This is a genomic window from Deinococcus deserti VCD115 (assembly GCF_000020685.1).
Classification (GTDB): domain Bacteria; phylum Deinococcota; class Deinococci; order Deinococcales; family Deinococcaceae; genus Deinococcus; species Deinococcus deserti.
The window spans coordinates 1,104,749-1,126,615 of record NC_012526.1; the positions used below are offsets into that span (position 1 = coordinate 1,104,749).

At 64.5% G+C, this 21,867-nt stretch carries 21 protein-coding genes; 13 read left to right on the top strand and 8 right to left on the bottom strand.

Going from position 1 to position 21,867, the window contains the following annotated elements:
• Positions 1-47: 47 nt before the first annotated feature.
• Positions 48-1,127 carry a GTP pyrophosphokinase gene (locus tag DEIDE_RS05220; RefSeq protein WP_012692907.1) on the bottom strand — a complete coding sequence of 360 codons (1,080 nt, stop codon included), beginning with the start codon at positions 1,125-1,127 and terminating at the stop codon, positions 48-50.
• Between the two features lie 59 nt (positions 1,128-1,186).
• Here DEIDE_RS05220 and DEIDE_RS05225 point away from each other — a divergent pair, with 59 nt between their 5' ends.
• The 7 genes from DEIDE_RS05225 to DEIDE_RS05255 all read left to right on the top strand — a co-directional run bounded on the left by DEIDE_RS05225 (position 1,187) and on the right by DEIDE_RS05255 (position 8,914).
• On the top strand, positions 1,187-3,115 hold the full coding sequence (locus DEIDE_RS05225) for an N-acetylmuramoyl-L-alanine amidase (protein ID WP_242402959.1): 1,929 nt from the start codon (positions 1,187-1,189) through the stop codon (positions 3,113-3,115).
• Positions 3,116-3,172: 57 nt separating this feature from the next.
• Entirely contained in the window at positions 3,173-3,451 is a 279-nt protein-coding gene (locus DEIDE_RS05230; RefSeq protein WP_041227113.1) for a hypothetical protein, read from the top strand.
• Positions 3,452-3,460: 9 nt separating this feature from the next.
• A complete protein-coding gene (locus DEIDE_RS05235) occupies positions 3,461-4,168 on the top strand; it encodes an SDR family oxidoreductase (protein ID WP_012692909.1) in 708 nt (235 codons plus the stop codon).
• The gene (locus tag DEIDE_RS05240; protein ID WP_012692910.1) at positions 4,165-5,130 is read left to right on the top strand and encodes an NAD(P)/FAD-dependent oxidoreductase; all 966 of its coding nucleotides are present in this window, start codon (positions 4,165-4,167) and stop codon (positions 5,128-5,130) included. The genes DEIDE_RS05235 and DEIDE_RS05240 overlap by 4 nt, the downstream gene beginning before the upstream one ends.
• Positions 5,127-5,660 (top strand): HAD family hydrolase, encoded by a 534-nt coding sequence (locus tag DEIDE_RS05245; protein WP_012692911.1) that lies wholly within the window; start codon positions 5,127-5,129, stop codon positions 5,658-5,660. Before DEIDE_RS05240 ends, DEIDE_RS05245 begins: the two co-directional genes overlap by 4 nt.
• Before the next feature lie 219 nt (positions 5,661-5,879).
• Complete coding sequence (gene hrpB, locus DEIDE_RS05250) at positions 5,880-8,372, top strand: ATP-dependent helicase HrpB (protein WP_041227429.1); 2,493 nt, start codon at positions 5,880-5,882, stop codon at positions 8,370-8,372.
• 122 nt (positions 8,373-8,494) lie between these two features.
• Positions 8,495-8,914, top strand: a complete 420-nt coding sequence (locus DEIDE_RS05255; RefSeq protein ID WP_012692913.1) for a hypothetical protein — start codon at positions 8,495-8,497, stop codon at positions 8,912-8,914.
• Positions 8,915-8,926: 12 nt separating this feature from the next.
• Here the strand turns inward: DEIDE_RS05255 and DEIDE_RS05260 are convergent, their stop codons facing one another.
• From DEIDE_RS05260 to DEIDE_RS05275, 4 genes are all read right to left on the bottom strand, one after another.
• Positions 8,927-9,712 (bottom strand): methyltransferase domain-containing protein, encoded by a 786-nt coding sequence (locus tag DEIDE_RS05260; RefSeq protein WP_012692914.1) that lies wholly within the window; start codon positions 9,710-9,712, stop codon positions 8,927-8,929.
• A gap of 210 nt (positions 9,713-9,922) precedes the next feature.
• The gene (locus DEIDE_RS05265; RefSeq protein WP_012692915.1) at positions 9,923-10,528 is read right to left on the bottom strand and encodes a Rad52/Rad22 family DNA repair protein; all 606 of its coding nucleotides are present in this window, start codon (positions 10,526-10,528) and stop codon (positions 9,923-9,925) included.
• Between the two features lie 137 nt (positions 10,529-10,665).
• Positions 10,666-11,523, bottom strand: a complete 858-nt coding sequence (locus DEIDE_RS05270) for a serine protease (protein ID WP_012692916.1) — start codon at positions 11,521-11,523, stop codon at positions 10,666-10,668.
• 73 nt (positions 11,524-11,596) lie between these two features.
• Positions 11,597-13,141, bottom strand: a complete 1,545-nt coding sequence (locus DEIDE_RS05275; RefSeq protein WP_012692917.1) for a S8 family peptidase — start codon at positions 13,139-13,141, stop codon at positions 11,597-11,599.
• Between the two features lie 321 nt (positions 13,142-13,462).
• Between DEIDE_RS05275 and hisB the strand changes: the two genes are divergently transcribed.
• The 6 genes from hisB to DEIDE_RS05305 all read left to right on the top strand — a co-directional run bounded on the left by hisB (position 13,463) and on the right by DEIDE_RS05305 (position 19,066).
• Positions 13,463-14,050 (top strand): imidazoleglycerol-phosphate dehydratase HisB, encoded by a 588-nt coding sequence (gene hisB / locus DEIDE_RS05280; protein ID WP_012692918.1) that lies wholly within the window; start codon positions 13,463-13,465, stop codon positions 14,048-14,050.
• The gene (gene hisH, locus DEIDE_RS05285) at positions 14,047-14,679 is read left to right on the top strand and encodes an imidazole glycerol phosphate synthase subunit HisH (RefSeq protein WP_012692919.1); all 633 of its coding nucleotides are present in this window, start codon (positions 14,047-14,049) and stop codon (positions 14,677-14,679) included. Before hisB ends, hisH begins: the two co-directional genes overlap by 4 nt.
• Before the next feature lie 56 nt (positions 14,680-14,735).
• A complete protein-coding gene (locus DEIDE_RS05290) occupies positions 14,736-15,773 on the top strand; it encodes a branched-chain amino acid aminotransferase (protein ID WP_012692920.1) in 1,038 nt (345 codons plus the stop codon).
• A 262-nt stretch (positions 15,774-16,035) separates the two neighbouring features.
• Entirely contained in the window at positions 16,036-17,964 is a 1,929-nt protein-coding gene (locus DEIDE_RS05295; RefSeq protein WP_012692921.1) for a 1,4-alpha-glucan branching enzyme, read from the top strand.
• Positions 17,961-18,224, top strand: coding sequence for a hypothetical protein (locus DEIDE_RS05300; protein ID WP_012692922.1), 264 nt, complete (start codon positions 17,961-17,963; stop codon positions 18,222-18,224). Before DEIDE_RS05295 ends, DEIDE_RS05300 begins: the two co-directional genes overlap by 4 nt.
• Positions 18,225-18,268: 44 nt before the next feature.
• Positions 18,269-19,066 carry a nitroreductase family protein gene (locus DEIDE_RS05305; RefSeq protein WP_012692923.1) on the top strand — a complete coding sequence of 266 codons (798 nt, stop codon included), beginning with the start codon at positions 18,269-18,271 and terminating at the stop codon, positions 19,064-19,066.
• 73 nt (positions 19,067-19,139) lie between these two features.
• On the opposite strand, the gene DEIDE_RS05310 is transcribed toward DEIDE_RS05305, so the two are convergent.
• From DEIDE_RS05310 to mnmC2, 3 genes are all read right to left on the bottom strand, one after another.
• Positions 19,140-20,141: an isocitrate/isopropylmalate dehydrogenase family protein gene (locus DEIDE_RS05310; RefSeq protein WP_012692924.1), complete on the bottom strand. Its 1,002-nt coding sequence runs from the start codon at positions 20,139-20,141 to the stop codon at positions 19,140-19,142.
• Positions 20,142-20,203: 62 nt separating this feature from the next.
• Complete coding sequence (locus DEIDE_RS05315) at positions 20,204-21,184, bottom strand: NAD(P)/FAD-dependent oxidoreductase (RefSeq protein WP_041227116.1); 981 nt, start codon at positions 21,182-21,184, stop codon at positions 20,204-20,206.
• The gene (gene mnmC2, locus DEIDE_RS05320) at positions 21,181-21,849 is read right to left on the bottom strand and encodes a tRNA (5-methylaminomethyl-2-thiouridine)(34)-methyltransferase MnmC2 (RefSeq protein ID WP_012692926.1); all 669 of its coding nucleotides are present in this window, start codon (positions 21,847-21,849) and stop codon (positions 21,181-21,183) included. The genes DEIDE_RS05315 and mnmC2 overlap by 4 nt, the downstream gene beginning before the upstream one ends.
• Between the last annotated feature and the right edge of the window lie 18 nt (positions 21,850-21,867).

Here is a 21,867-nt window from a genome sequence, read left to right on the forward strand (position 1 = left end):
TGCAGGGATCACGGTTCAGGCGACATGAGGGGTCCCGTAGGCTGAAATCAGGAGACGGTCTGGCGCAACTCGGCATAGGCCTCACCGACGGCCAGAACAAACCGCTCTATGTTCCCTGGAGCCCCTATATCGATCAGGCTGGCGACGTCAGAAGCATTGAGCGCAGGGTCGGCGCACACCTGGAGCAGCGCGTAATGCACGACGCTGACTCCTGGCCGGGCGCCTCCCGCGGGCAGCCAGGACTCTCTGAGCCGGGGCAGCAGCATCGCTGCAAAGCGTACGATGTCGCCCTCGTGGCGCCGCAGTTCCTTCTGCAACAGCCCCACCGAATGCACTCCTACGTAGTGCAGCAGCTGGGCCAGCCGTTGCGGTCGGTCCGGATCGGGCCAGCCGATAAGGAGCCGCACCTCCAGCGCGCCCGATACGGCGGAGTCCAGGTCGCGTACCGGTGAGATGCCCAGCAGATGCGTCATGCTCTGGGCATCGATATACACACTGTCGGGAGCATCCTGCACCCGCTGGGGAAGATTGGCAGCGTAGTCGCGCGATAGCCGGTGCAGCGCCATAAATTCCTCGTCGGCCATCTCCAGGAGCCCCGACAGACGGTTGAAGCGCCTGCGGACCTCGCGCGGTACCGCCTCCCGGTTCTTGTAGCCCAGGTCATGCTCGATCTCGGCCCAGGCATGCTGCAGGATGCTGCGGATCTGCACCTCGAACCGCAGCCCCGGAAGAACCGTACCCTGGCCCGGTGGGACGCGCAGCACGTAATGCACGCCCATATATCCGAAGCGGTCCGGGTCATGCACTTTGCCCTTATCCACGGAATTAGCCCAGTCCACCTCGAAATGGTCTTCGAGCAGCCGTGAGATCAGTGCCACGTCGGATTCGAAATAGGTAATGACGCGCACGCCCACCAGGTCGGTCAGGTCCTCCAGGGTCCGGTAGCGGCCGGGTTTGCGCCGCAGCTTGTCCGCCAGACTGGCTGGCCGTTTAACGCGGGCGGTAAGGTGGTGAATTTTCAGCCCTGCCTGGCTCAGAACGTTTCCCAGCAGGGCAACCACCGCCTCCCGCTGCTGCTCGTAGAGAGGCAGAGCGTTGGTGTAGGCCGTCACCAGCGTATGGTCCATGTTGGTGGCTCCAGCATAGCGGGCTACCTCAGGCGTGGGGGTGTGGCCCTCATTGTGGCGTGCTAAACCCGGATATGCGCCATCATCATCACCTGGCCCTGCTGAGCCTGCTGGGTGCGCTGGGCACCTTGCCCGCGTCACCGGCCCGCGCGCAGAGCGCCAGCGACATTTTTGTCTCCTACCCCGAGTCCGGTCACCGGGTGGCCCACAGTCATGTGATTCTGCAGGGAAGTGTGACTCCGGGAGCCACCCTGACCGTGAGCGGGCAGGCTGTTCCTGTAGGCCCGGACGGACTGTTCATGGCCTGGTGGCCGCTTAGGCCCGGAACCAACGACCTGCGCCTTGTCAGCCGGAGCGGCAGCAAAACTGCCACCCGGACCCTGCGTGTCGTTCGTACGGTGCCGCGAGTCCTGCCGGCGTCTCCCACCGCGATTGATCGGGAAACGCTGACTCCACGTGAAGCTGTGGAGTTCTGGGACCTTGCAGGGGACTCGCCAGCCGAGCGGACCGTGAAGGTCGGGTTCGTCGGTTCTCCGGGTGGGCGGGCCACCTTCAGGATCAACGGAGGCGCTGCGGTTCCCATGCGCGAGGGCACAGCTGGAGCGTACTCCGGAACGTTTGTTTTGCCGGTCCAGGCCCTGCTAAAGGACGCGCCGGTCACGGTCAGCCTGACGGGCCGTGACGGCCGGACGGTGACGGCAACTGCTGCCGGGCGCATCAGTGGTGCTACAGGGGAGACCCGCCTGGGTGTTCAGAACCCCGGAAGCGTGCATGGACTGGCCCTGAACGAAGCCACGACGCTGCTGACAGACCTGGCAGGTGCCCCGTTGCTGTACCCCCGCGACGATATGGCGTTTACGCTTGTGGGCCGTCAGGGGCGAGACTACCGGGTGCGGCTGGCGCCTGGCGTGCCGGCTCTGGTCACCCAGACCCAGGTTCAGGTCTCTCCGGGACCCCTGGCCGTGGGCGCGGGTGGGGCCATACAGCTGGAGGCCCTGCGCTCACCGGTTGGGGAGGGGGCGTCGGTTCCAGCACTGTTCTCGCCTCCACCTTTACAGATCAGTCCGGCCGTACCGGTCCCTGCTGTGATGACTGCGCCCGTGATGACTCGTGCACCCAGGCCGGACCTCACGCTGCGTCTTCCACTGGGCGGCGCCCGGCTGCCGTTTACGGTGACCCAGGACAGCCCTCAGCGGCTGGTACTGACGCTCTACGGGCCACTGGCCACGCCGCTCACTGCCCCTCAGGAGACGGATCCATTGTTGGGAAGTGTGGAAGTGCGCCCGCTCGCACTGGAGGTGACGCGCGTGGTGGTGAATCTGACAACTCCGCAGCTTTGGGGCTTTCACGCTGGATACGACGGCAATGACCTGCAATTAACAGTTCGGCGTCCTCCGGCCCTCAACCCAGCGCGGCCGCTTGAAGGCCGGACCATCACGCTGGATCCCGGACATGGGGGCACCCAGGGAGGAGGGGCTGGTAGCCTGCGCACGCCGGAAAAGGGGTTGGTGCTGCCCATTACCCTGCGTGCCGCTGAGCTGCTGCGTGCGCAGGGCGCCACAGTTCACCTCACCCGCACAGCTGACGTCACCGTGAGCCTGTACGACCGTGGGCTCACTGCGGAAGCCACGGGCAGTGACCTGCTGGTGTCGGTCCACGCCAACGCCCTGCCGGATGGGCGCGACCCGCGCGGTGTGCGTGGTCCGGAGGTGTACTTCACCCATCCTCAGGCCCAGCCGCTGGCAGCGTCGCTTCTGGCTGCCCTGCGCGCGGGCCTGCCGGAGATTGGCCCCGGAGCCGGTCTCAAGCCTGGGGCCAATCTGGCGCTGACCCGGCCCAGCGCCCAGATCAGTGTGCTGGTGGAACTCGCCTACCTGACGGATGCGGGCAACCTGCGCGCCCTGCACAACCCCGAAGCACGGGAACGTTTCGCGCAGGCCATTGCAGGTGGAGTCACAGCGTTTTATACGGGGCAGGCCCGGCGCTGACCCTGTGCCGGGCCCCAGAAGCCAGACTTATATCATTGGTTTGGACAGCGTGTCCAGGTGAAGGTAGACCGTCCCCTGGGGCGCCGGCATCCACGCTGGTCAGATCTGATCTATGCCGTCAACTATGGTGAGTTGCCCGGTACGCCGAGCCGAGCCGGCCAAATTGTCGATGCGTATCTTCTGGTGTGGGGCGAAGTGATTGCTGTCCTGGTGCGGACCAACGACCAGGAGGACAACCTGGAGGTCGCCCGGTCCGGAACAGTCTGGACGGATAAAGAAATCATGCAGGCCGTCTTGTTCCCGAAGAGGTTCTTTCAGACCTCTTTAAGGCGTTAGCCTCGGCGCATGACTTCCGCGCATTCTGGAGCCCTGCGTCCTGTAACTCTGATCACCGGCGCGGCGGGCGGCATTGGCCGTGCTCTGGCCCGGCTGCTGGCCTCCGACCATGACCTGATTCTCAGTGGCCGCACCAGCGGACCGTTGGACACATTGTGCGGCGAACTGGGTGCTACGCCTCTTCTGCTTGACCTGACCCGGCCCGATACCTTTGAGGCGGCTGTCGCTGGGCTGGGACGCGTGACCAATGTGGTGCATAACGCTGGTGTGGTGGACCTGGGTCCAGTCGGCACACAGGCCTATGACGTATGGACCCACACCCTGACCGTCAACACGGTCGCGCCAGCAGAGCTGACCCGGCTACTGCTGCCAGGGCTGCGGGCTGCTCAGGGAACGGTGGTGTTCGTCAACAGCGGGGCTGGACTGCGGGCCAATGCCGGCTGGGCCAGTTACGCGGCCAGCAAACATGCGTTGCGTGCGCTGGCCGACGCCCTGCGCGATGAGGAAGCCCCACACGGCGTCCGGGTCACCAGCGTGTATCCGGGGCGCACTGCCACCGAAATGCAGCGCAGGGTCCGCACCCAGGAAGGAGCCGACTACCAGCCGGAGGTGTTTATCCAGCCGGAAACGGTGGCCGCCACCATCGCCTTTGTCCTGAATGCCCCACGCGACGCCTCGCTGACGGACGTGACTGTGAGGCCTGGGCCCCGCGCATGAGCTTCACCGACTCTGGATTCGACTACGACGCGGTGGTGATCGGTGCTGGTCCCGCCGGTCTGAACGCTGCGGTGGTTCTGGGTGGGGCGCGCCGGCGCGTCCTGCTGCTCGATGGCGGTCCGGCGCGGAATTCCCGCGCCCAGAATGCCCACGGCGTTTTTACGCGCGACTGCACGCCGCCTGGGGACCTGAAGGAAGCCGGGCTGGCAGACCTTGCCCCGTATGACGTGACCGTCCTGTCCACCCCGGCGCGAGAGGCCCGCATCCTGGAGAACGGCTTTTCGGTGCGCCACGACCACAAGTGGGTGACGGCTTCAAGGCTGCTGTTCGCCACTGGAGTACGCGACGTGCTGCCGCGCATTCCCGGCCTGCGCGAACGCTGGGGCGACACGGTTCACCACTGCCCCTACTGCGACGGCTGGCCCAACCGGGAAGCCCATCTCGCCGTGCTGGGCAGCCACCAGGAAGGCCATCACCTGGCCCTGAGTGTCCGGGCCTGGTCTGACCGGATCACCCTGCTGACCGACGGCCCGGATGAGCTCACGGCCGAGCAGCGTCTGGACCTGGAACGCGTGGGAATCCCGGTTATTCCCACGCCAGTACGAAGGCTGACAGGGAAGCAGAACGTTACCGTGCACTTCCGGGATGGAGAAAAGCTCCCCCTTGACGCCATCTTCCTGAATCCTACCCAGACCCAGAACAGCACCCTGCCGGCTCAGCTGGGCTGTGAGCTTAACGAGAAAAGCCGTGTGGTTGTCAACGAGCACGGCATGACCAGCGTTCGGGGAATCTGGGCGGCGGGAGACATGACCGGTGCCCCCCAGTACGTCATGAGCGCGGCCAGCAGCGGCATGATTGCGGCCATCAGTCTCAACACCACCCTGATCCACGAGAACGTCCGGGCCCGTGGCGCGGCCTTCCACAAGAGCCTCGACGAGCAGGCTGGGGTCGGCGAAGCTTGAAGGCGGTTCTCTTTGACCTGGACGGAACGCTGCACGACCGCAACGCCACCATCCGGGACTGGCTGGAGGTTCACAGGCAGGAGTTTGCCCTGCCGGAAACCTACGCCGCCCGCTTCCTGGAACTCGACGACTATGGCTACCGCAGCAAACGCGAGGTCATCACCCGTCTGGTGCAGGAACTGGAACTGCCGCATGGGGTAGACACGCTGCTCGATACCTACTGGTTACACCTGAACCATGCCCGGGTGATGCCATACACGCACGAGGTTCTCCAGCGTGGCGTCCGGGTGGGTATCGTGACCAACGGGTGGAAGGAAGCGCAGTCCCGTTGCCTGCAGGTCTGTGCACTGGAAGGGCTGGGAGCAGAAGTCGACAGCACCTGGTGTGTGAGTGACTCGCCGCGCAATGACATCTGGGGGCCGCAGCAGATCGGGCTGCGCGCCGCCTGGCTCCCCACCGGCCACGCGCTGGATGGAGAAATCCCGGACGCAGTTCTGCATGATCTGCGCGATGTGCTGCTCCTGGACTGAGGAGGGGACTTGCTGCACATGCTCGAAAACGAAATCGGCACAATAACCGTGAGATAGAAACCTCGGCCCTGGTGTCCGACGTTTTTGAAGATCATGCCGCCCGCCAGTCCTGACCGTGAACGCTTCCAGGGAAAGCCCGTCCTGAGATGGCCGCGTGCATCTGGTGTGGGCGGTTTTCTGTTGCTTTGCACGGATGCGATCCGTACTACCATCGGGCGCGTGAGTACTGCGGCCACCCTGCCCATCCATGAGATCGTTCCGGCGCTGAAGGAAGCGCTGGCGACGCAAGCACTGGTGGTGCTGCAGGCGCCCCCTGGAGCCGGCAAAAGTACAGCCCTGCCCCTTACGCTGCTGGATGAGCCCTGGCTCGCTGGGCAGCAGATCATTATCCTCCAGCCCCGGCGTGTGGCCGCACGGGCTGTGGCTGCCCGGCTGGCCGAAGGTCTGGGCCAGGAACCCGGGGGTACCGTCGGGTACCGGGTGCGCTTCGAGTCACGGACCTCGGCCAGGACCCGCATTGAAGTCGTCACCGAGGGCATCCTGACCCGGCGCCTGCAGCGTGATCCGGAATTGTCCGGCGTGGGTCTTGTCATTCTCGACGAGTTTCACGAGCGTTCCCTCAACGCCGACCTGGCGCTGGCGTTGCTGCGGGAGGTTCAGGGGGCCTTGCGCGACGATCTGCGGGTGCTGGTCATGTCGGCCACACTGGACCCTGACCTTCCAGCCCGCCTGGAGGCACCGCTCCTGGAAAGCCAGGGCCGGGCCTATCCGGTGGAGGTGCGCTACCTTCCGGCGGATCCGGTCGGGCGGGTTGAGGATCAGGTGGCCCGCGCCGTCCGCGACGCCCTGGAGCGGGACCAGGGCGATGTCCTGGCTTTTCTGCCCGGGGTGCGCGAAATCCATGCGGCGCAGGGCAGGCTGGCCGGAGTAGACGCGCAGGTTCTGCCGCTTTACGGTGACCTGCCCCTGAAAGAACAGCGCCGGGCCCTGCTGCCTGATCCGGCCGGGCAGCGCAAAGTTGTGCTCGCCACCAGCATCGCGGAGACGTCCCTGACCATCGAAGGCGTCCGGGTGGTCGTGGACGGCGGCCTCAGCCGCACCCAGCACTTCGACCCGGCCACCGGACTGACCCGTATGGTGACGGGCCGGGTCACCCGTGACGCCGCTGCCCAGCGTGCCGGACGGGCGGGCCGCACAGCTCCCGGCGTGGCGTACCGGCTGTGGAGTGAACGGACGCAGCCGCTGCTGGGTGCCTCCCGCCCCCCCGAAATCATGGAGGCCGACCTTGCTCCGCTGACCCTGGAACTCGCTCAGTGGGGTGCGCCTGACCCTGGAGCCCTGGCGTGGCTGGACGCGCCCCCAGCGACGCGCATCGAAACGGCCCGCGCCTTGCTGCGGGGCCTGGACGCCCTGGATGAGCAGGGCCGGGCCACGGCTGAGGGCGCACGGCTGCTCGACTTTCCCACCCACCCCCGCATCGCGCATCTGCTGACTGGAGGCGCGGCCGAGGGTCAGGGCCCACTGGCGGCCGATGTGGCTGCACTGCTTGAAGAGCGCGATCCTCTGCCGCCGGGGAGTGGCACCGACCTGGCCGACCGCGTGACGGCCCTGCGGCAGTGGCGTGAAGGCCGGGCAGGTGGAGGAGACCCGGGCGTGCTGGAACGTATCGAGCGACTTTCCAGGCAGTGGCGCCGGCTGCTGGGAACGGACGTCTCGAATGAGGCTCCGGACCCCTTTGCAGTAGGCGCGCTGGTTGCCCGGGCCTATCCGGAGCGTGTTGCGGTGGCCCGCCCGCCTGCGGCTGGGCTGAGCCGGGGACGCTTTCTGCTGGCAGGAGGACAGGGCGCTGCCCTGCCGGAAGGTGACGCGCTGGCGGGATCACCGGCTCTGGCGGTGGCGCATCTGGACGCCGCGCAGGCTGAGGGACGGGTGTTTCTTGCTGCGCCTCTCGACGCACAGGCGCTGAGGGTGCAGGCCATCTGGGAGGACGCCGTGCGCTGGGACACGCGCACGGGAACGCTCTTGGCGCAGCAGGAGTTCCGGGTGGGGGCGATCGTGCTGGAGACCCGGCCTCTCAAGCAGGTTCCGGCCGCTCAGCGTGTGCAGACCCTGGCGGGCGCCATTCGTACCGAGGGACTGCATCTTCTGACCTTTTCGCCTGAAGCGGCACAGTGGCGGGCCCGTGTGCAGTCGCTTCACCACTGGCGTCCCGATGACAACTGGCCGGACGTGTCGGACCAGGCCCTGCTCGACACCCTGGAAGCCTGGCTCGGGCCTCACCTGGGAGGCGCACGCTCACGCGAGGATCTGGCGCGGCTGAGTCTCCTGCCTGCCTTTCAGGCGTTGCTGGATTGGCCGCAGCCGCAGCAGCTTGACGAGCTGGCGCCCACGCATCTGAGTGTGCCCAGTGGTAGCCGGGTCCGCCTGGAGTACCGCCTCGGTGGAGAGGCGCCGGTTCTGGCGGTCAAGCTGCAGGAGCTGTTTGGCCTGGAGCAGACTCCTACCGTTAATGGAGGCCGCACGCCGGTGCTGCTTCATCTGCTGTCTCCAGCCGGACGTCCGGTTCAGGTCACGCAGGACCTTCGTAGTTTCTGGAACAGCAGCTACTTCGAGGTGCGCAAGGACCTGCGCGGCCGTTATCCCAAGCATCCCTGGCCGGACGACCCCTGGACTCATCTACCAACCCGCTTCACCAAAAAGCGCGGAGGCTAGGCAGGCGCATCTGCGGCTTCTTGGAAGGCTAACCTCTGGGACACTGGAAGGATGCGTACTCACATGCTGGCCTTCTGATGTTGAGCGGGAGTGCGAGTGCCGCAGCGGATTATTCCAGGACCATGTGGTCCTTCGTGCTGGGGCAAGCGACCACCGCGCCTGTCGTGGATTCCCGCATCATGGGTGACATCGTGATGCGGATGTGGGTCAATCCGCCATCCGTCCCGGCCGATGGAGTCTTCGTGCTGTACATGCCGGGCCTGAGCCAGGCCCACTGGGCGGTCATGCTGGTCGGTCCTCGCGGGCGCGCTGGTGAATTTGTGGGTGCATCCAGGCTGACGTTCGTCAAGACCATGGTCAGCCCCAAGAAGCCTTCTGAAAAAATGAACCTGTACCGGCTCGGAGACGGCATGTTCAAGGGCCTGTATGTTTCTGAGGGCACCGTTGCAGACAAGGCGGGAAAGTCCCACCGGATGCTGATGCTGCTGACGCCTCAGATGTTCCAGGAGGGACTCAGTCCAGGGGATGTCCTGGGCCGCTGAAGCTCAGCCTGGTCACCCGCCGGTGACCTCCGGCTTGCGGGCTGTAAACAATACCCGTGTAAAGGCGTAGTACAGCCGCTCACCTGGAAAGGTCTGCTGCAGGCGGGCCCGGTAGGCCGCAACAAAGCGCTCGGCTTCCTGGCTGTCCAACCGGCTGAGGTATGGAACCAGAGCTGTGCCCCGGGTCCACTGAATCAGACCATCGGCGCCGTCCAGCACCACTGGGTACACCCGGCTGAGGGCCTCGATCCGGGTAGCGCCCAGGGCATCAAGCACCTCGGCATACCGGGCCGGAGAAAGCACGGGAGACGCCCCGTAAGCTGTGCCGAAGCGGCTGTATCCGCCGAGTTCAGCCTCAAAGTCCTGGGCTGTTTCGCTCAGGAGCCGGTGACTGGGATGTTCGTGATTCGCAGGAATCTGAACCGCCAGCACACCGCCCGGTTGCAGAAGGGTCCACAGTGCCGGCAGCAATGCTTCATGGTCGGGCAGCCATTGCAGGGCAGCGTTGGAATAGATCAGGTCGTAGTGCCCTCCCAGGTCCCGGATATCGCCCTGGGCAAAGGACAGATTCGGTGCCTGTTGGACCGGAGCGCGGGACAGCATCTCAGGGCTGCTGTCCAGACCCAGAACGCGGGCCTGCGGAAACCGGCGAGCCAGAGTGAGCGTCTGCTCGCCTGTGCCACAACCCAGATCCACAATCTGCCGGTAGTCCAGATCGGGAATCATCGCCTGAAGGTGATGTGCCGGAGCACTGCGGACCTCCTGAAACATCCTGTACTGGTCTGGATTCCATGTCATGCCTCTACTGTATTGAGGCAAATTTCTTAGTGTGCGTACCGCAGTGGTAACACTGGACCAGCGTGCCTGATGGCAAGAAAAAAGCCCACCAATGCGGTGGGCTCTGTTGCCTGGCTCCGGTTTACAGCAGGCGTCCAAGGGCGCCGCCCAGCAGCGTCAGCAGCAGCACGGTGGCCATAGCCAGCTGCAATTGCCGGGCTGTGGGCCGGGTCATGCGGCGCGGCCCTGGTTGCCCCCGCTGATGGGGTGCAGGCTGCCCAGCGCGGCCTTCAGGTGCTTGTACACTTCACGCTGCAGTTCCAGGTCCTCGGGCATTTCATATCGCAGCTGATCCATGGCCTGCACCAGGTGAGCGCCTCCTGGGCTGCGTTCGTGGTCGGGCCGGGCCCACTCGGGGAGTTCAGGCGGGCTGACCGGTTCACGCTTGGCGTCGTTCCAGGCCACCCATTGCTTGGGCAGGTCGTACAGGTAGCGGCCAATGCCGAACTGCACGGCACAACGCTTGAGCGCGTCACTGGCAGCTGCTTTCAGCGTTCCCAGGTCACCCTCGGGGGCCTCACCGATGTCCTCACGGCTGACTCCCAATACGGTCAGACGGCCTTTAACAGTAGGGAGACGGGTGCCGGGAACAACCTCGACTTCAAACGACCAGGCATCCGGGCAAACGGCGTCCAGTCGGTCCTGGACATTACGGGCATCAATGTGAGCCAGCATCAACGCGCGGCTGCGGTCTTTGGTAATTACGCCGGGTTTCCACGCGACCGCGTGAGCGGGAAACGGGGCTTGCAGTCGTTTCTGTACATCGCTCAGCTTCATGGATTTAGTTTATAACAGAATGGAATTCTGGTCAAGGCGTAATTCCTCTTCCGAGTAAGGTGATTATCGGTTGGTTTTTGCGCTCCCGAACGTGGAAAACCCCCAGCTCTAGCCAGGGGTAGTCCAAACAATTCGAATTACTGTGCGCCAATTCCTGTCTGCTGATAGATCCAGTTGATATAGCCGTTGACGCGCGTGTAGACGCCGTAGCCGCGGCAGGCCGAGGGTCCATAGCTCACGATACCCAGAACGTAGAACTTGCTGTTGTATCGGGCGGCAAGCGGCCCTCCGCTGTCGCCGTTGCAGCTGTCCTTCCCGGCATCGTATTTCCCGCAGATGGTGTTGCTCGGGCGGCTGCCGCAGTCGCTTCCGGTAGGCGTAATCGGAATGGTGACTTCACGCAGGGCTGTAGGGCTGGAAGATCCGGTTTCGGTTTTGCCCCAGCCGCTGACGGTGGCGCTGCGGCCGTTGACATCCAGAACGGACTCGGTGGTGTTGTTGGGCAGTGCGGCTGTCTGTACTGTGCTGCCGAGCGTAAAAGCCGTACTGATTCTGATCAGTGCAATGTCGTACCCGTTGCTGGCGTCGCTGTAATAGGGATGAATGATGATCTGGCTGGGCGTGCGCAGCTGACCGCTGGTCGTGGTCAGATTGTTGATGCCGGCGCGCACGCGCATGCTGCTGGCGCTATAGCCCGTGACGCAGTGGGCGGCCGTAAGAATCCAGGTGGAGCTGATCAAGGTACCGCCGCACCAGCCACTCATGGAGTTATAGGGTGTCACACTGACCTGATACGGACGGTTGGTCGTGCTGGTGACGGTGCCGTATACAATCTGGCTGCTCAGCTTGTCAAAGGCCAGTTCCGTGCCGGTGGTTGTCACCGTTTCTTCAGGCAGGGCGACCACCTGAGGCACGTCAGCCTGGGGGCCCGTCGAGCCACAGGCGGTGAACAGCAGGGAACCCAGAGCAAGCAGCGGAAGAGCAAATTTTTTCATTAGAACCTCCTGAAAGGTGAATCTGCCGGTGGAACCCCGCCGCCAGGGGATCTGGACGGCGGGATAATCCGGCTTACTTGGTTTCGGTCAGGGTGTAGGAGCCGCTGCCACTGTATGCATACACTTCCCAGCGGTACGTGCCGCTGTTGGCTGCGTAGCTGATGGCCTCGGTGCTGGTGCCGCCTTCGCTTGCGGCCACATCTGCCCACGCGCTGCCGTTCCACTTCTGCAGATACAGGTCAAAGTCAGTGCCGCTGGGGCCACTCAGGTTGCCCTTCAGGGTGCCGCCGCCGTAGCTGAATCCACTGGTCGAGGGCTTGAAGGAACTGGTACCAGAGCTGACGCTGCCGGTGTAGGTCGTTGTTGTGCCTGGGGTCGTTCCGGTGCCGCTGCCGGTGTACAGCAGGCGGTTGGGGCTGCCGGTACCGGCGCTGGTGACCTTGCCGGTCGTAGCGTTGTTGATCAGGGCGCTAGTGACCGAGCTGTTCGTGGTATTCCCGGCAGCGATCAGCAGGGCGGCGGCTCCCGCTGCGTGAGGAGAGGCCATGCTGGTACCGCTGATGGTGTTGGTGGCGGTGGTGCTGCCGATCCAGGTGCTGGTGATGTCGCTGCCAGGAGCAAAGATGTCGAGGCACGAGCCGTAGTTGGAAAAGGAGCTGCGGGCATCGGTCCGGGTGGTGCTGCCGACGGTGATGGCGCTCGCGGCGCTGGCAGGGGAGACGTTGCAGGCGTTCTGGTTTTCGTTGCCGGCGGCGACCACCATCACCAGGTTCTTGCTGGCGGCGCTGTTGACGGCGTCATTCAGCGCCTGGCTGAACCCGCCGCCCAGGCTCATGTTGGCTACGGCAGTGGAGCTTCCTTTGTTGCTTACGGCCCAGTTCACGCCGGCAATCACTCCGGAGTTGGTCCCGGAGCCATTGCAATCCAGCACCTTCACCGCGATGAGCTGGACACCCTTGGCCACGCCCCAGGTGGCACTGCCCACCGTACCGGCCACGTGGGTGCCGTGGCCCTGACAATCGGTGTTGTTGCCGTCGCCCGTGGTATTGGTGCCCCACACGGCCCGGCCACCGAAGTTGGTATGCCCGGTGTTGATGCCGGTGTCGATGATGTACGCCTTCACCCCGCTGGCAGTGGAGTTATAAACATAGTTACTGTCGAGGGGCAGACTGCGCTGGTCGATGCGGTCCAGGCCCCACGTCGCGCCGCTCTGGGTGGCGGTCGCGTGCATCCTGCCGTCCTGCTCGATGTACTTCACGCGTTTGTCTGCACGGAGGACGGCCAGGTTCTGGGCGCTGAGTTTGGCGGCAAAGCCACTCAGGGCCTGGGTGTAGATGTGCTGGATGCTGACACCCTGGGGGTCGAGCTTGAGGCTGTTGATCAGACCGCTCGCATCCTGGGCAGTCAGGTCGCTGCCCAGGGCGCCGTCGCTGAAGACAACGATGTACTGTCCTGTAATGGCTTCAGGGCTGCTGGTGCCGAGCAGTGGAGCCAGATCGGTCTGGCTTCGCTGGCTGCCAGGCGCAGTCGCCAGATCGGGAGTGGAGGACTGTGGCTGACCACAGGCGGCGAGCATCACGGTGAGTCCAAATGTGCATAGTGCAAGACGTACCTTCATCCAAACCTCCAGGAGGGATGCGGAAATCTCGTGTGGAACTATGTTTTGCCGACCCGGTGGTTGTACCATGCATGAGAAAAAATCATTTTTCCTCTTGTCTAGACATATTATATTCAGCCGATGTTCTAAACATTTGAAAAGACTGGCGATCAAAAACATGTTGACCGTATGGTCAGAATTTTAGTTTCGTGAGGGCTGTTGTCTCAGGTGTCAGGGATTTGATCTTCCTGAGCACCACTTCAGGACCCTGCGTGTCAGGGTCGTGCACTGAGTTGTACGACCCCATCCCAGCCGTAGGGTATGCAGCGCTAGGATGCGACCATGAGCCGTCTGGCTACCGTGCAGCGCACCACCACCGAAACCGATATCGAGATCCGACTGAACCTGGACCAGCCAGAGTTCGAAGCCCCAGCGACCGGGCACGGGTTTCTGGACCACATGCTGGATGCTCTGGCGCGTCATTCCCGTCTGGGGCTCAGCGTTCGGGCCAGCGGCGACCTGCATATCGAACCGCACCACCTGATTGAGGACGCTGGCATTACTCTGGGTCAGGCGCTGACTCAGGCACTGGGAGACCGGCGCGGCATCGAGCGGTACGGGAGCGCCTTCGTACCCATGGACGAAACCCTGGCGCACGTGGTCGTGGACCTGTCCGGACGAGCCCATCTGGCTTTCGAACCCGAGACCCTTGACGTCTGGGGCCAGGCCGGCGGCATGACGCATTATCATCTGCGCGAATTCCTGCGCGGACTGTGCAATCACGGCGGCGTCACGATGCATGTGCGGCTGCTGGCGGGCCGGGAGGCACACCACGTGATAGAGGCCATCGTCAAGGCCCTGGCCCGGGCGCTGCGTGACGCGGTTGCGTTGACTTCAGATCAGCTGCCCAGTACCAAGGGGAGTCTGTGACCCCCCGATGTGAGGTGCTGCTGCTGGACTACGGCGGTGGAAACGTCCGAAGCGCAGCCAAAGCCCTGGAACGCGCCGGGATGGAGGTGCGCGTCAGTGCTGATCCAGCCGACGTACCGCACGCGCCTGCCGTGGTTGTTCCGGGTCAGGGCCATTTCCGTCAGGTGATGGAGGCTTTCGACAGCAGCGGGTTCCATGCGCCCGTCATGCAGGCTGCGCAGGCAGGCACACCGCTGCTGGGAATCTGCGTGGGCATGCAGATGCTGCTGACCGAGTCGGAAGAAGCCCCAGGTGTGCAGGGGCTGAACCTGGTTCCCGGTGTCGTGCGCCGGTTCGAAGCGGTGCCCGAACGCAAAGTGCCGCAGATGGGCTGGAACAGCCTGGATAAAGTCGGGGACAGTCCGCTGCTGAGGGACCTGACCTGTCCTGCCTATGCCTACTTCGTGCACTCCTATTACGTTCCGCTGGAGGTCGAGGTGGACGCCGGCGCTATTTCCGAATACGGCGTACCGTTCTGGTCGGCCTTCAGCCAGGGCAATATTCACGCCACGCAGTTCCACCCTGAAAAAAGTGGCGCGGTGGGCCTGGCCATCCTTGAGCGTTTCCGCCGCCACGTCCTCGGCCATTGAGCACTGTGGCCGGCTCAGCCGGCCAGGACTGTAGGGGGCTTGATAGGCTGAAGCTCATGCGCGACGTGAACATTGACTGGGCGAACCTGGGTTTCAGCTATATCCGAACCGACCTGCGGTTCCGCTCTCACTGGAAAGACGGCGCCTGGGACGCCGGGCAGCTGACCGAGGACAACGTCCTGCACATTGCCGAGGGTTCCACGGCTCTGCATTACGGGCAGCAGTGCTTTGAGGGCCTCAAGGCTTACCGCGCTCAGGACGGCAGCATCAACCTGTTCCGCCCCGACCAGAACGCCGCCCGGATGCAGATGAGCTGCGAGCGGCTGCTGATGCCGGCGCCCTCCACCGAAATGTTTATCGAGGCCTGCCGTCAGGTCGTCAAAGCCAATGAACACTTCCTGCCGCCCTTTGGTACGGGCGGCAGCCTGTACCTGCGGCCTTTTGTAATCGGGGTGGGCGACAACATCGGCGTGCGCACGGCTCCCGAGTTCATCTTCAGCGTGTTCTGCACGCCGGTGGGCCCCTACTTCAAGGGTGGGCTCGCTCCGCACAACTTCATCGTCTCGGAATTTGACCGGGCCGCACCCAACGGCACGGGCGCCGCCAAAGTCGGTGGCAACTACGCCGCCAGCCTGCTTCCCGGCGCACAGGCCAAGGAGGCGCAGGCCCAGGGCCGCCAGTTTGCCGACGCCATCTATCTTGACCCGGCCACCCACACCAAAATCGAGGAAGTCGGGGCTGCCAACCTCTTCGTCATTACCAAGGACGGCCGGACCTTCGTGACGCCCAAGTCGCCGAGCATTCTGCCCAGCATCACCAAATACAGCCTGCTGCATATTGCTGAGCACCGGCTGGGCCTGAATGTTGAGGAAGGCGACGTATACATCAATCAGCTCGACCGGTACAGCGAAGCAGGCGCCTGCGGGACTGCGGCCGTGATTACTCCGATTGGCGGCATTCAGCATGGCGACCACTTCCATGTCTTTCACAGCGAGACCGAGGCCGGCCCGGTGACCCGCCGCCTGTATGACGAATTGACAGGCATACAGTTCGGAACCGTGGAGGCCCCCGAAGGCTGGATCGTCAAAGTCTGAGCCCGGACTTGACCGCGACTGTTGTGCACGGCCGGTGACCTTCAGGCACAGCGGGGAGCACGGCACCGGGCGTACGGCCGTCGCCTGTTCCTGAAAGACCATCAGGAGTCCAGGTAGGCAGGCTCGTTCCCGCGCACCCTCTTGTCGCCGGGAAGCCCAGAGATGAGGTGACCCGTCTCTGGGGTTCCCGGCAGACCTTCAGAGCCTTTATGGTCTGCATGAGCTTTTCACCTGCCGCAATCAGGGCCGGTAGACTCCAGGCATGAGCGATTCCTTCCTGCCTCTGCCACTGGATTACGGTCATCTGCAGCAAATGGCGACCTCCGATCTGGTAAGGCCGGACCACCTGCTGGGCGCACACGTTGCCACACAAGGCGGAGTAGAGGGCGTACGCTTCGCTGTCTGGGCCCCCGGTGCGCAGCACGTCAGCGTGGTGGGCGACTTCAACGACTGGAACGGATTTGAAAATGCTATGACCCGGCTGGACTTCGGAGTCTGGGGCACCTTTGTGCCTGGAGCCCGCATGGGCCAGCGTTACAAGTACCGCGTCACTTCCGCTGCCGGGCAGACCGAAGACAAGATGGACCCTTACGGCAGCGCGTTTGAGCTGCGCCCGGCCACGGCCAGTGTCGTCTGGGAGGACCGGTTCGAGTGGACGGACACACGCTGGATGTCCTCGCGCACAGCTGGCTTCGACCAGCCGGTCAGCGTCTACGAGGTGCATGTCGGTTCATGGATGCGGCGTGACGACGGCTGGTTCCTGAACTACCGCGAACTGGCCCACAAACTGGGCGAGTACGTCACGTACATGGGCTTTACGCATGTGGAATTGCTGGGTGTCATGGAGCACCCCTTCGATGGCTCGTGGGGGTATCAGGTGACTGGGTACTACGCCCCCACCAGCCGCCTGGGCACCCCCGAGGATTTCAAGTATCTGGTCAACCACCTGCATGGACTGGGTATCGGCGTGATTCTGGACTGGGTTCCCGGTCACTTCCCGACGGATCCGTCCGGACTGGCCCGCTTTGACGGGGGACCGCTGTACGAGTACGCCGATCCACGCCGCGGGTTCCACCAGGACTGGAACACGTTCATCTTCGACTATGGCCGCAACGAGGTCGTGATGTTCCTGATCGGCTCGGCCCTCAAGTGGCTGCAAGACTTCCACGTCGACGGCCTGCGGGTGGACGCGGTCGCCAGCATGCTGTACCTGGATTTTTCACGCACCGAGTGGGTGCCCAACGTCCACGGTGGGCGCGAGAACCTGGAGGCCGTTGCATTTCTCAAGCGCCTGAATGAAGTGACCCACCACATGTGCCCGGGGTGCATGATCATCGCCGAGGAAAGCACGTCCTTTCCTGGCGTGACCGTGCCGTCGCCGTACGGGCTGGGGTTTGACTACAAGTGGGCCATGGGCTGGATGAACGATACACTGGCGTACTTCGAGCAGGATCCGCTGTGGCGCAAGCACCACCACCACAAGCTGACGTTCTACAACGTGTACCGCACCAGTGAGAACTACGTGCTGGCCATCAGCCACGACGAGGTGGTGCACCTCAAGAAGTCGCTGGTCATGAAGATGCCGGGTGACTGGTACACCCAGCGCGCCCAGTACCGGACATTTCTGGCCCTGATGTGGACCATGCCAGGCAAGAAACTGCTGTTTATGGGGCAGGAATTCGCGCAGTCCACAGAGTGGGACCATGACGCCTCCCTGCCCTGGTACCTCACCGATGTCCCGGACCACCGCGGCGTGATGAATCTGGTGCGGCGCCTCAACCAGCTCTACCGTGAGCGGCCTGACTGGTACCGGGGCGACAAACGTGACGACAGCCTGTACTGGGTCAGCGCGGACGACGCCGATCAGAGCGTGTACGCCTACGTGCGGCGGGACAGCGAATCGGGTCAGTGGAGTCTGGCCGTAGCCAACCTGACGCCGACCTACCGCGAGCAGTACCGGGTTGGCGTGCCACAGGCCGGAGAGTACCGTCTGCTGCTTTCCACGGACGACGGCGAATACGGCGGTTTCGGAACCCAGCAGCCGTCCCTGATGGCAAGCCAGGAAGGCTGGCATGGCCAGCCCTACTCGCTGAGCCTCAATCTGCCTCCAAGCAGCGTCCTGATTCTCGAATTCGCAGGGGACGTGCAAACGCTCACATACCGGCAGCCTGAGGAGAGTCCTCAAGCGTGACCGGCAGCCCTTCCGGACGTCCCGACCTGCTGACTGCCCTGAGCTTCGGCCTGCTGGCCCTGGTAGGCCTGCTGTTGCTGTGGCCGCTGCTGTCCGGCAGTCAGCCTCCCCACCCAGGTGTGATTGGGGTACTGCTGCTGGCCCGGCTGGGAGTTCAGCTGTTACGGTCCCGGACCGACGAGCGCCTGCGCCGACCGGTCAGCTGGGCGGTAGACCTTATTCTGATCGGCCTGCTGTTCTCTGTGGTCAGCCAGCGCTAAGCGTCCCCAGGCATCCAGCAGCGCCACCGGGTATTCTCCGCCGCATGACCCACCGCTCCCCCGAAGAAGTCCGGGCCTTCTATGACGCGCACCGCACCGTGCGTCAGTACGTAACAGCAGCAGACGGCACGCCGATTCCTCTGCCGCCAGCGCATCTGGACGTCATTCTGCATGCCGCGCAACGGGCCCCGACCGACGCGACTGCCCAGCTGTATTCGTTGGTTCATCTGCGTGACCCCGAGGTCCGGGCTCAGGCCGCCGCACTGACCACCAACGCCCACATGGCCACGGCTTCCGAAGCTTTTGTGGTCTGCGCTGATGTTCGCCGTACCCGGCGCGTGTTGGAAGTGTCTGGGCGTACGCCCGGGCACTGGCCGGCGGTGGCAGTGCATTTCGGCATCGGGGACGCTGTGATGGCCGGAACAAACCTGCTGACGGCTGCCGAGATGCTGGGTTATCAGGGCTGCTGGATTGGCGGCGTGCTGAACGGAATCGATGGGCTTATTGACCTGCTGCGTCTGCCACAGGGGGTTCTGCCCTTTGCAGCGCTGACCATCGGAACCCCGGCTGAGAATGCGCCCTACCGCCCGCGTGTGCCGCGTCACCTGGTCGTGCACACGGACACCTATCACGACGGGGATCATGATGAACTTCAGGACGCCATTGCGGTCATGAACCCCATCGCCTCACGGGGGGGCCAGCCGGGCGACTGGCCGCGGCTGCTGGGCGCGTATTTCGCTCAGGACGGCGGCATGGAAAAGCGCGAGCCTCACCTCGTCGCTGCCCTCCGCCGTCAGGGCATGTGGTCAGGGGAAGCTGTGGCCCAGACTCCTGTGCACTAACCTCAGCGGACTGATTTCAGAAACAGAGAGGCTGGCCTGGGTGATCGCCCCAGGCCAGCCTCTCTGCCGGCTTTCAGGCCAGCGCCCGGATCACGGCTTCTGTGAACTCGTGAGTTCCAGCAGTGCCGCCCAGGTCCCGCGTCCGGGGCCCTTCGGACAGAACCTTGTTCACGGCATTGTCCAGCCGGCGCGCCGTGTCGTGATCGCCCAGGTGGTCGAGCATCAGCACGGCAGCCAGGATGGTCGCGGTGGGGTTGGCCACACCCTGACCGGCGATATCAGGCGCTGAACCGTGCACACTTTCAAAAATCCCGAACTTGTCGCCGACGTTACCGCTGGCGGCGATGCCCAGGCCGCCCACCAGTCCGGCGGCCAGATCCGAGAGGATGTCGCCAAACATGTTGGTCATGACCAGCACGTCGAACTGCTGGGGGTTGCGCACCAGCTGCATGGCGGCGTTGTCCACGATCATGGTGCTGGTGTTCAGGCCCTCGACCGTGCGCGTATGGTCGAGGATGGTGTTCATGAACAGACCCTGGGTCACGGGCAGCACGTTGCTTTTGTGCACCACGGTGAGCCGTTTGCTGCGTTTCATGGCCAGGTCCGCGGCAAAGCGGCCGATGCGTTCGCTGGCGTCCTTGGTGATCACAGTGTCAGCGATAGCGGTATCACCGTAGCGGCGTTCCTGCTCCACGTACAGACCCTGGGTGTTCTCGCGGACAATGACCAGATCCACGTTCTCGTAGGCGCCGGGCACCGGACGGGTGCGGGTGGGCCGGACGTTGGCGTACAGGCCGTACTTCTGGCGCAGGTGGCGGATGGCGCCGAAAAAGCCGGCGGGTTTCTCGCCGCTGGGGCTGGTCGCTGCGCCGAACAGCGTGGCGTGGGTGTTCTCCACCGCGTCATAGGTGGCCTGGGGCACGCTGGTGCCGTGGTCGAGGTAGTACTCGTAGCCGGCCTCGGCTTGGACGTACTCGGCGCTGAAGCCGGCCGCGTCCAACACGCGCCGCGTGGCGGGAATGACCTCGTGGCCGATGCCGTCCCCTTCAATCAAACAGATGCGGTAGTTCGCCATAACGCCGTACAGTCTAGTCCAGGCATGTGGCCGGCTTCACAGTTGTGCCCGGTGCGGGAACGTTACCCGCCGCGTAACGGCGGGGCCGCCCGCACCTGGGCAGCCAGCTCAAAGGCCAGCAGCGGCCCCAGCAGGAATCCCTTGCTGCTCAGGCCTGAAAGCCTCCATACACCGTGTGCATCCTTCCCGGCCTGGAGTCCTGAAAGCCGTGAACCTGTCCACCGCCCGGTAACGCTCAGGGTCTCCAGGTTGCTCAGGGCGGCTCCCTTGCCCAGCAGCCAGCTCAGCGAGTTCAGCGGCAGCTGCGGCGGGACCCAGTGCTTTGCAGGCGCTTCAAACGTGGCGCCCAGGACGCCTCCCTGCGCGGCTGGCGCGAGGTAAGCCCCGAAGCTCAGCGGCACCTTGGACGCAGCCCGCTCCAGGGTCAGCAGCGTGCCCATGCGGTGGGTGGCGTCCTCTCCGGCCCAGGTCGAGCCCACCGACCCCCCGCACCACACCACAGCCTGGGCTTTCAGAAGAGTTCCGTCATGAAGCGTGACCGTCTGCGCGTCCCAGGCTGTCGCGCGGGCCTTGACCAGCGACGCACCGGACGCCTTCAGCAGCGCCCTGCACAGGGCCTGCCCATCCAGCCAACCACCGCCCGGCAACTGCAGCGCGTGTGGCCAGTGTCCAGCAAGTGCCTTGGGCCGCTGGTTATGGTCAAGCCAGTGGTGGGGCAGCGTTTCGGGCAGGTTGCGCTCAAAGCGGGCGCGTGTCCGGTCATCCGGCAGGGGACGGACCACACCTGAACGGGCATGCGGCACCGCATAGCCCTGCGCGGCCAGGTCACGCACCAGGGCCCAGGTGAGGGCCATGCCCTCGGGTGCGCGGGCGTCCACGCCGCCTGACTGGCCCCGTACCGGGTTGACCAGCGCTGAGGGCACATGACTGGCCGTATGCATCCCGGCATCTATGACCGTGACCCGCCAGTGTTTGCGGGTCAGGGCGTACGCCACCGACGCCCCGGCAATGCCGCCCCCGATGACCAGTGCGTCGCAAGTCATGTGGGACGGACAGCGCGCAGGCATTCGCGCTTGCCGGGCGCTCCCGGGCGCCTCTCCACCACCAGCCCGGCTGCCTGAAGCGCTCGCCGGACATGACCGGCAGCGCTGTAGGTGGCCAGCACGCCGCCTGGGGCCAGCGTCCGGAAAAGCCGCGTGGCAAACTCCGGCGTCCAGACCTCCGGGTTGCGGGTGGGGGAGAAGCCGTCAAGGTACAGCGCGGTGGCCCAGCCCTCCGGAAGGTCAGCGTCCAGGACGTCCGCGATCATGACCTGAACCCGGGCACCCCCTGCGTTGACCTCTAATGGCGGCTGGGGCCAGCGCGCTGTCAGGGCCTGCCAGGCCGGGTGATCTGCTCCTTCCTGCCCAGCTGCCACGGACTGCAGCACTTCAGCCGGAGCCGGATCGAACTCGTAGGCCAGGTAGTCGAGAGGAGCGCCGCGCTGGGCTGTCTGCGCCAGCGTCGCGCGGCAGTTCACCCCGATCCCGAAGCCGACCTCCAGCACCCTGGGCGCCGGATGCTGGTGAGTCCCGGTGCCTTCGACAAACACATGACGGGCCTGAGCAGCCGCGCCGTGGCGTGAACCGTAGGCCTCGCCAAAGCGGGCATTGTAGGCGGTGCGTGAACCGTCGGGTGTTTCCAGGATGGATGATTCTGGGTCGGGCATCTGGAAGGGGAGAATACC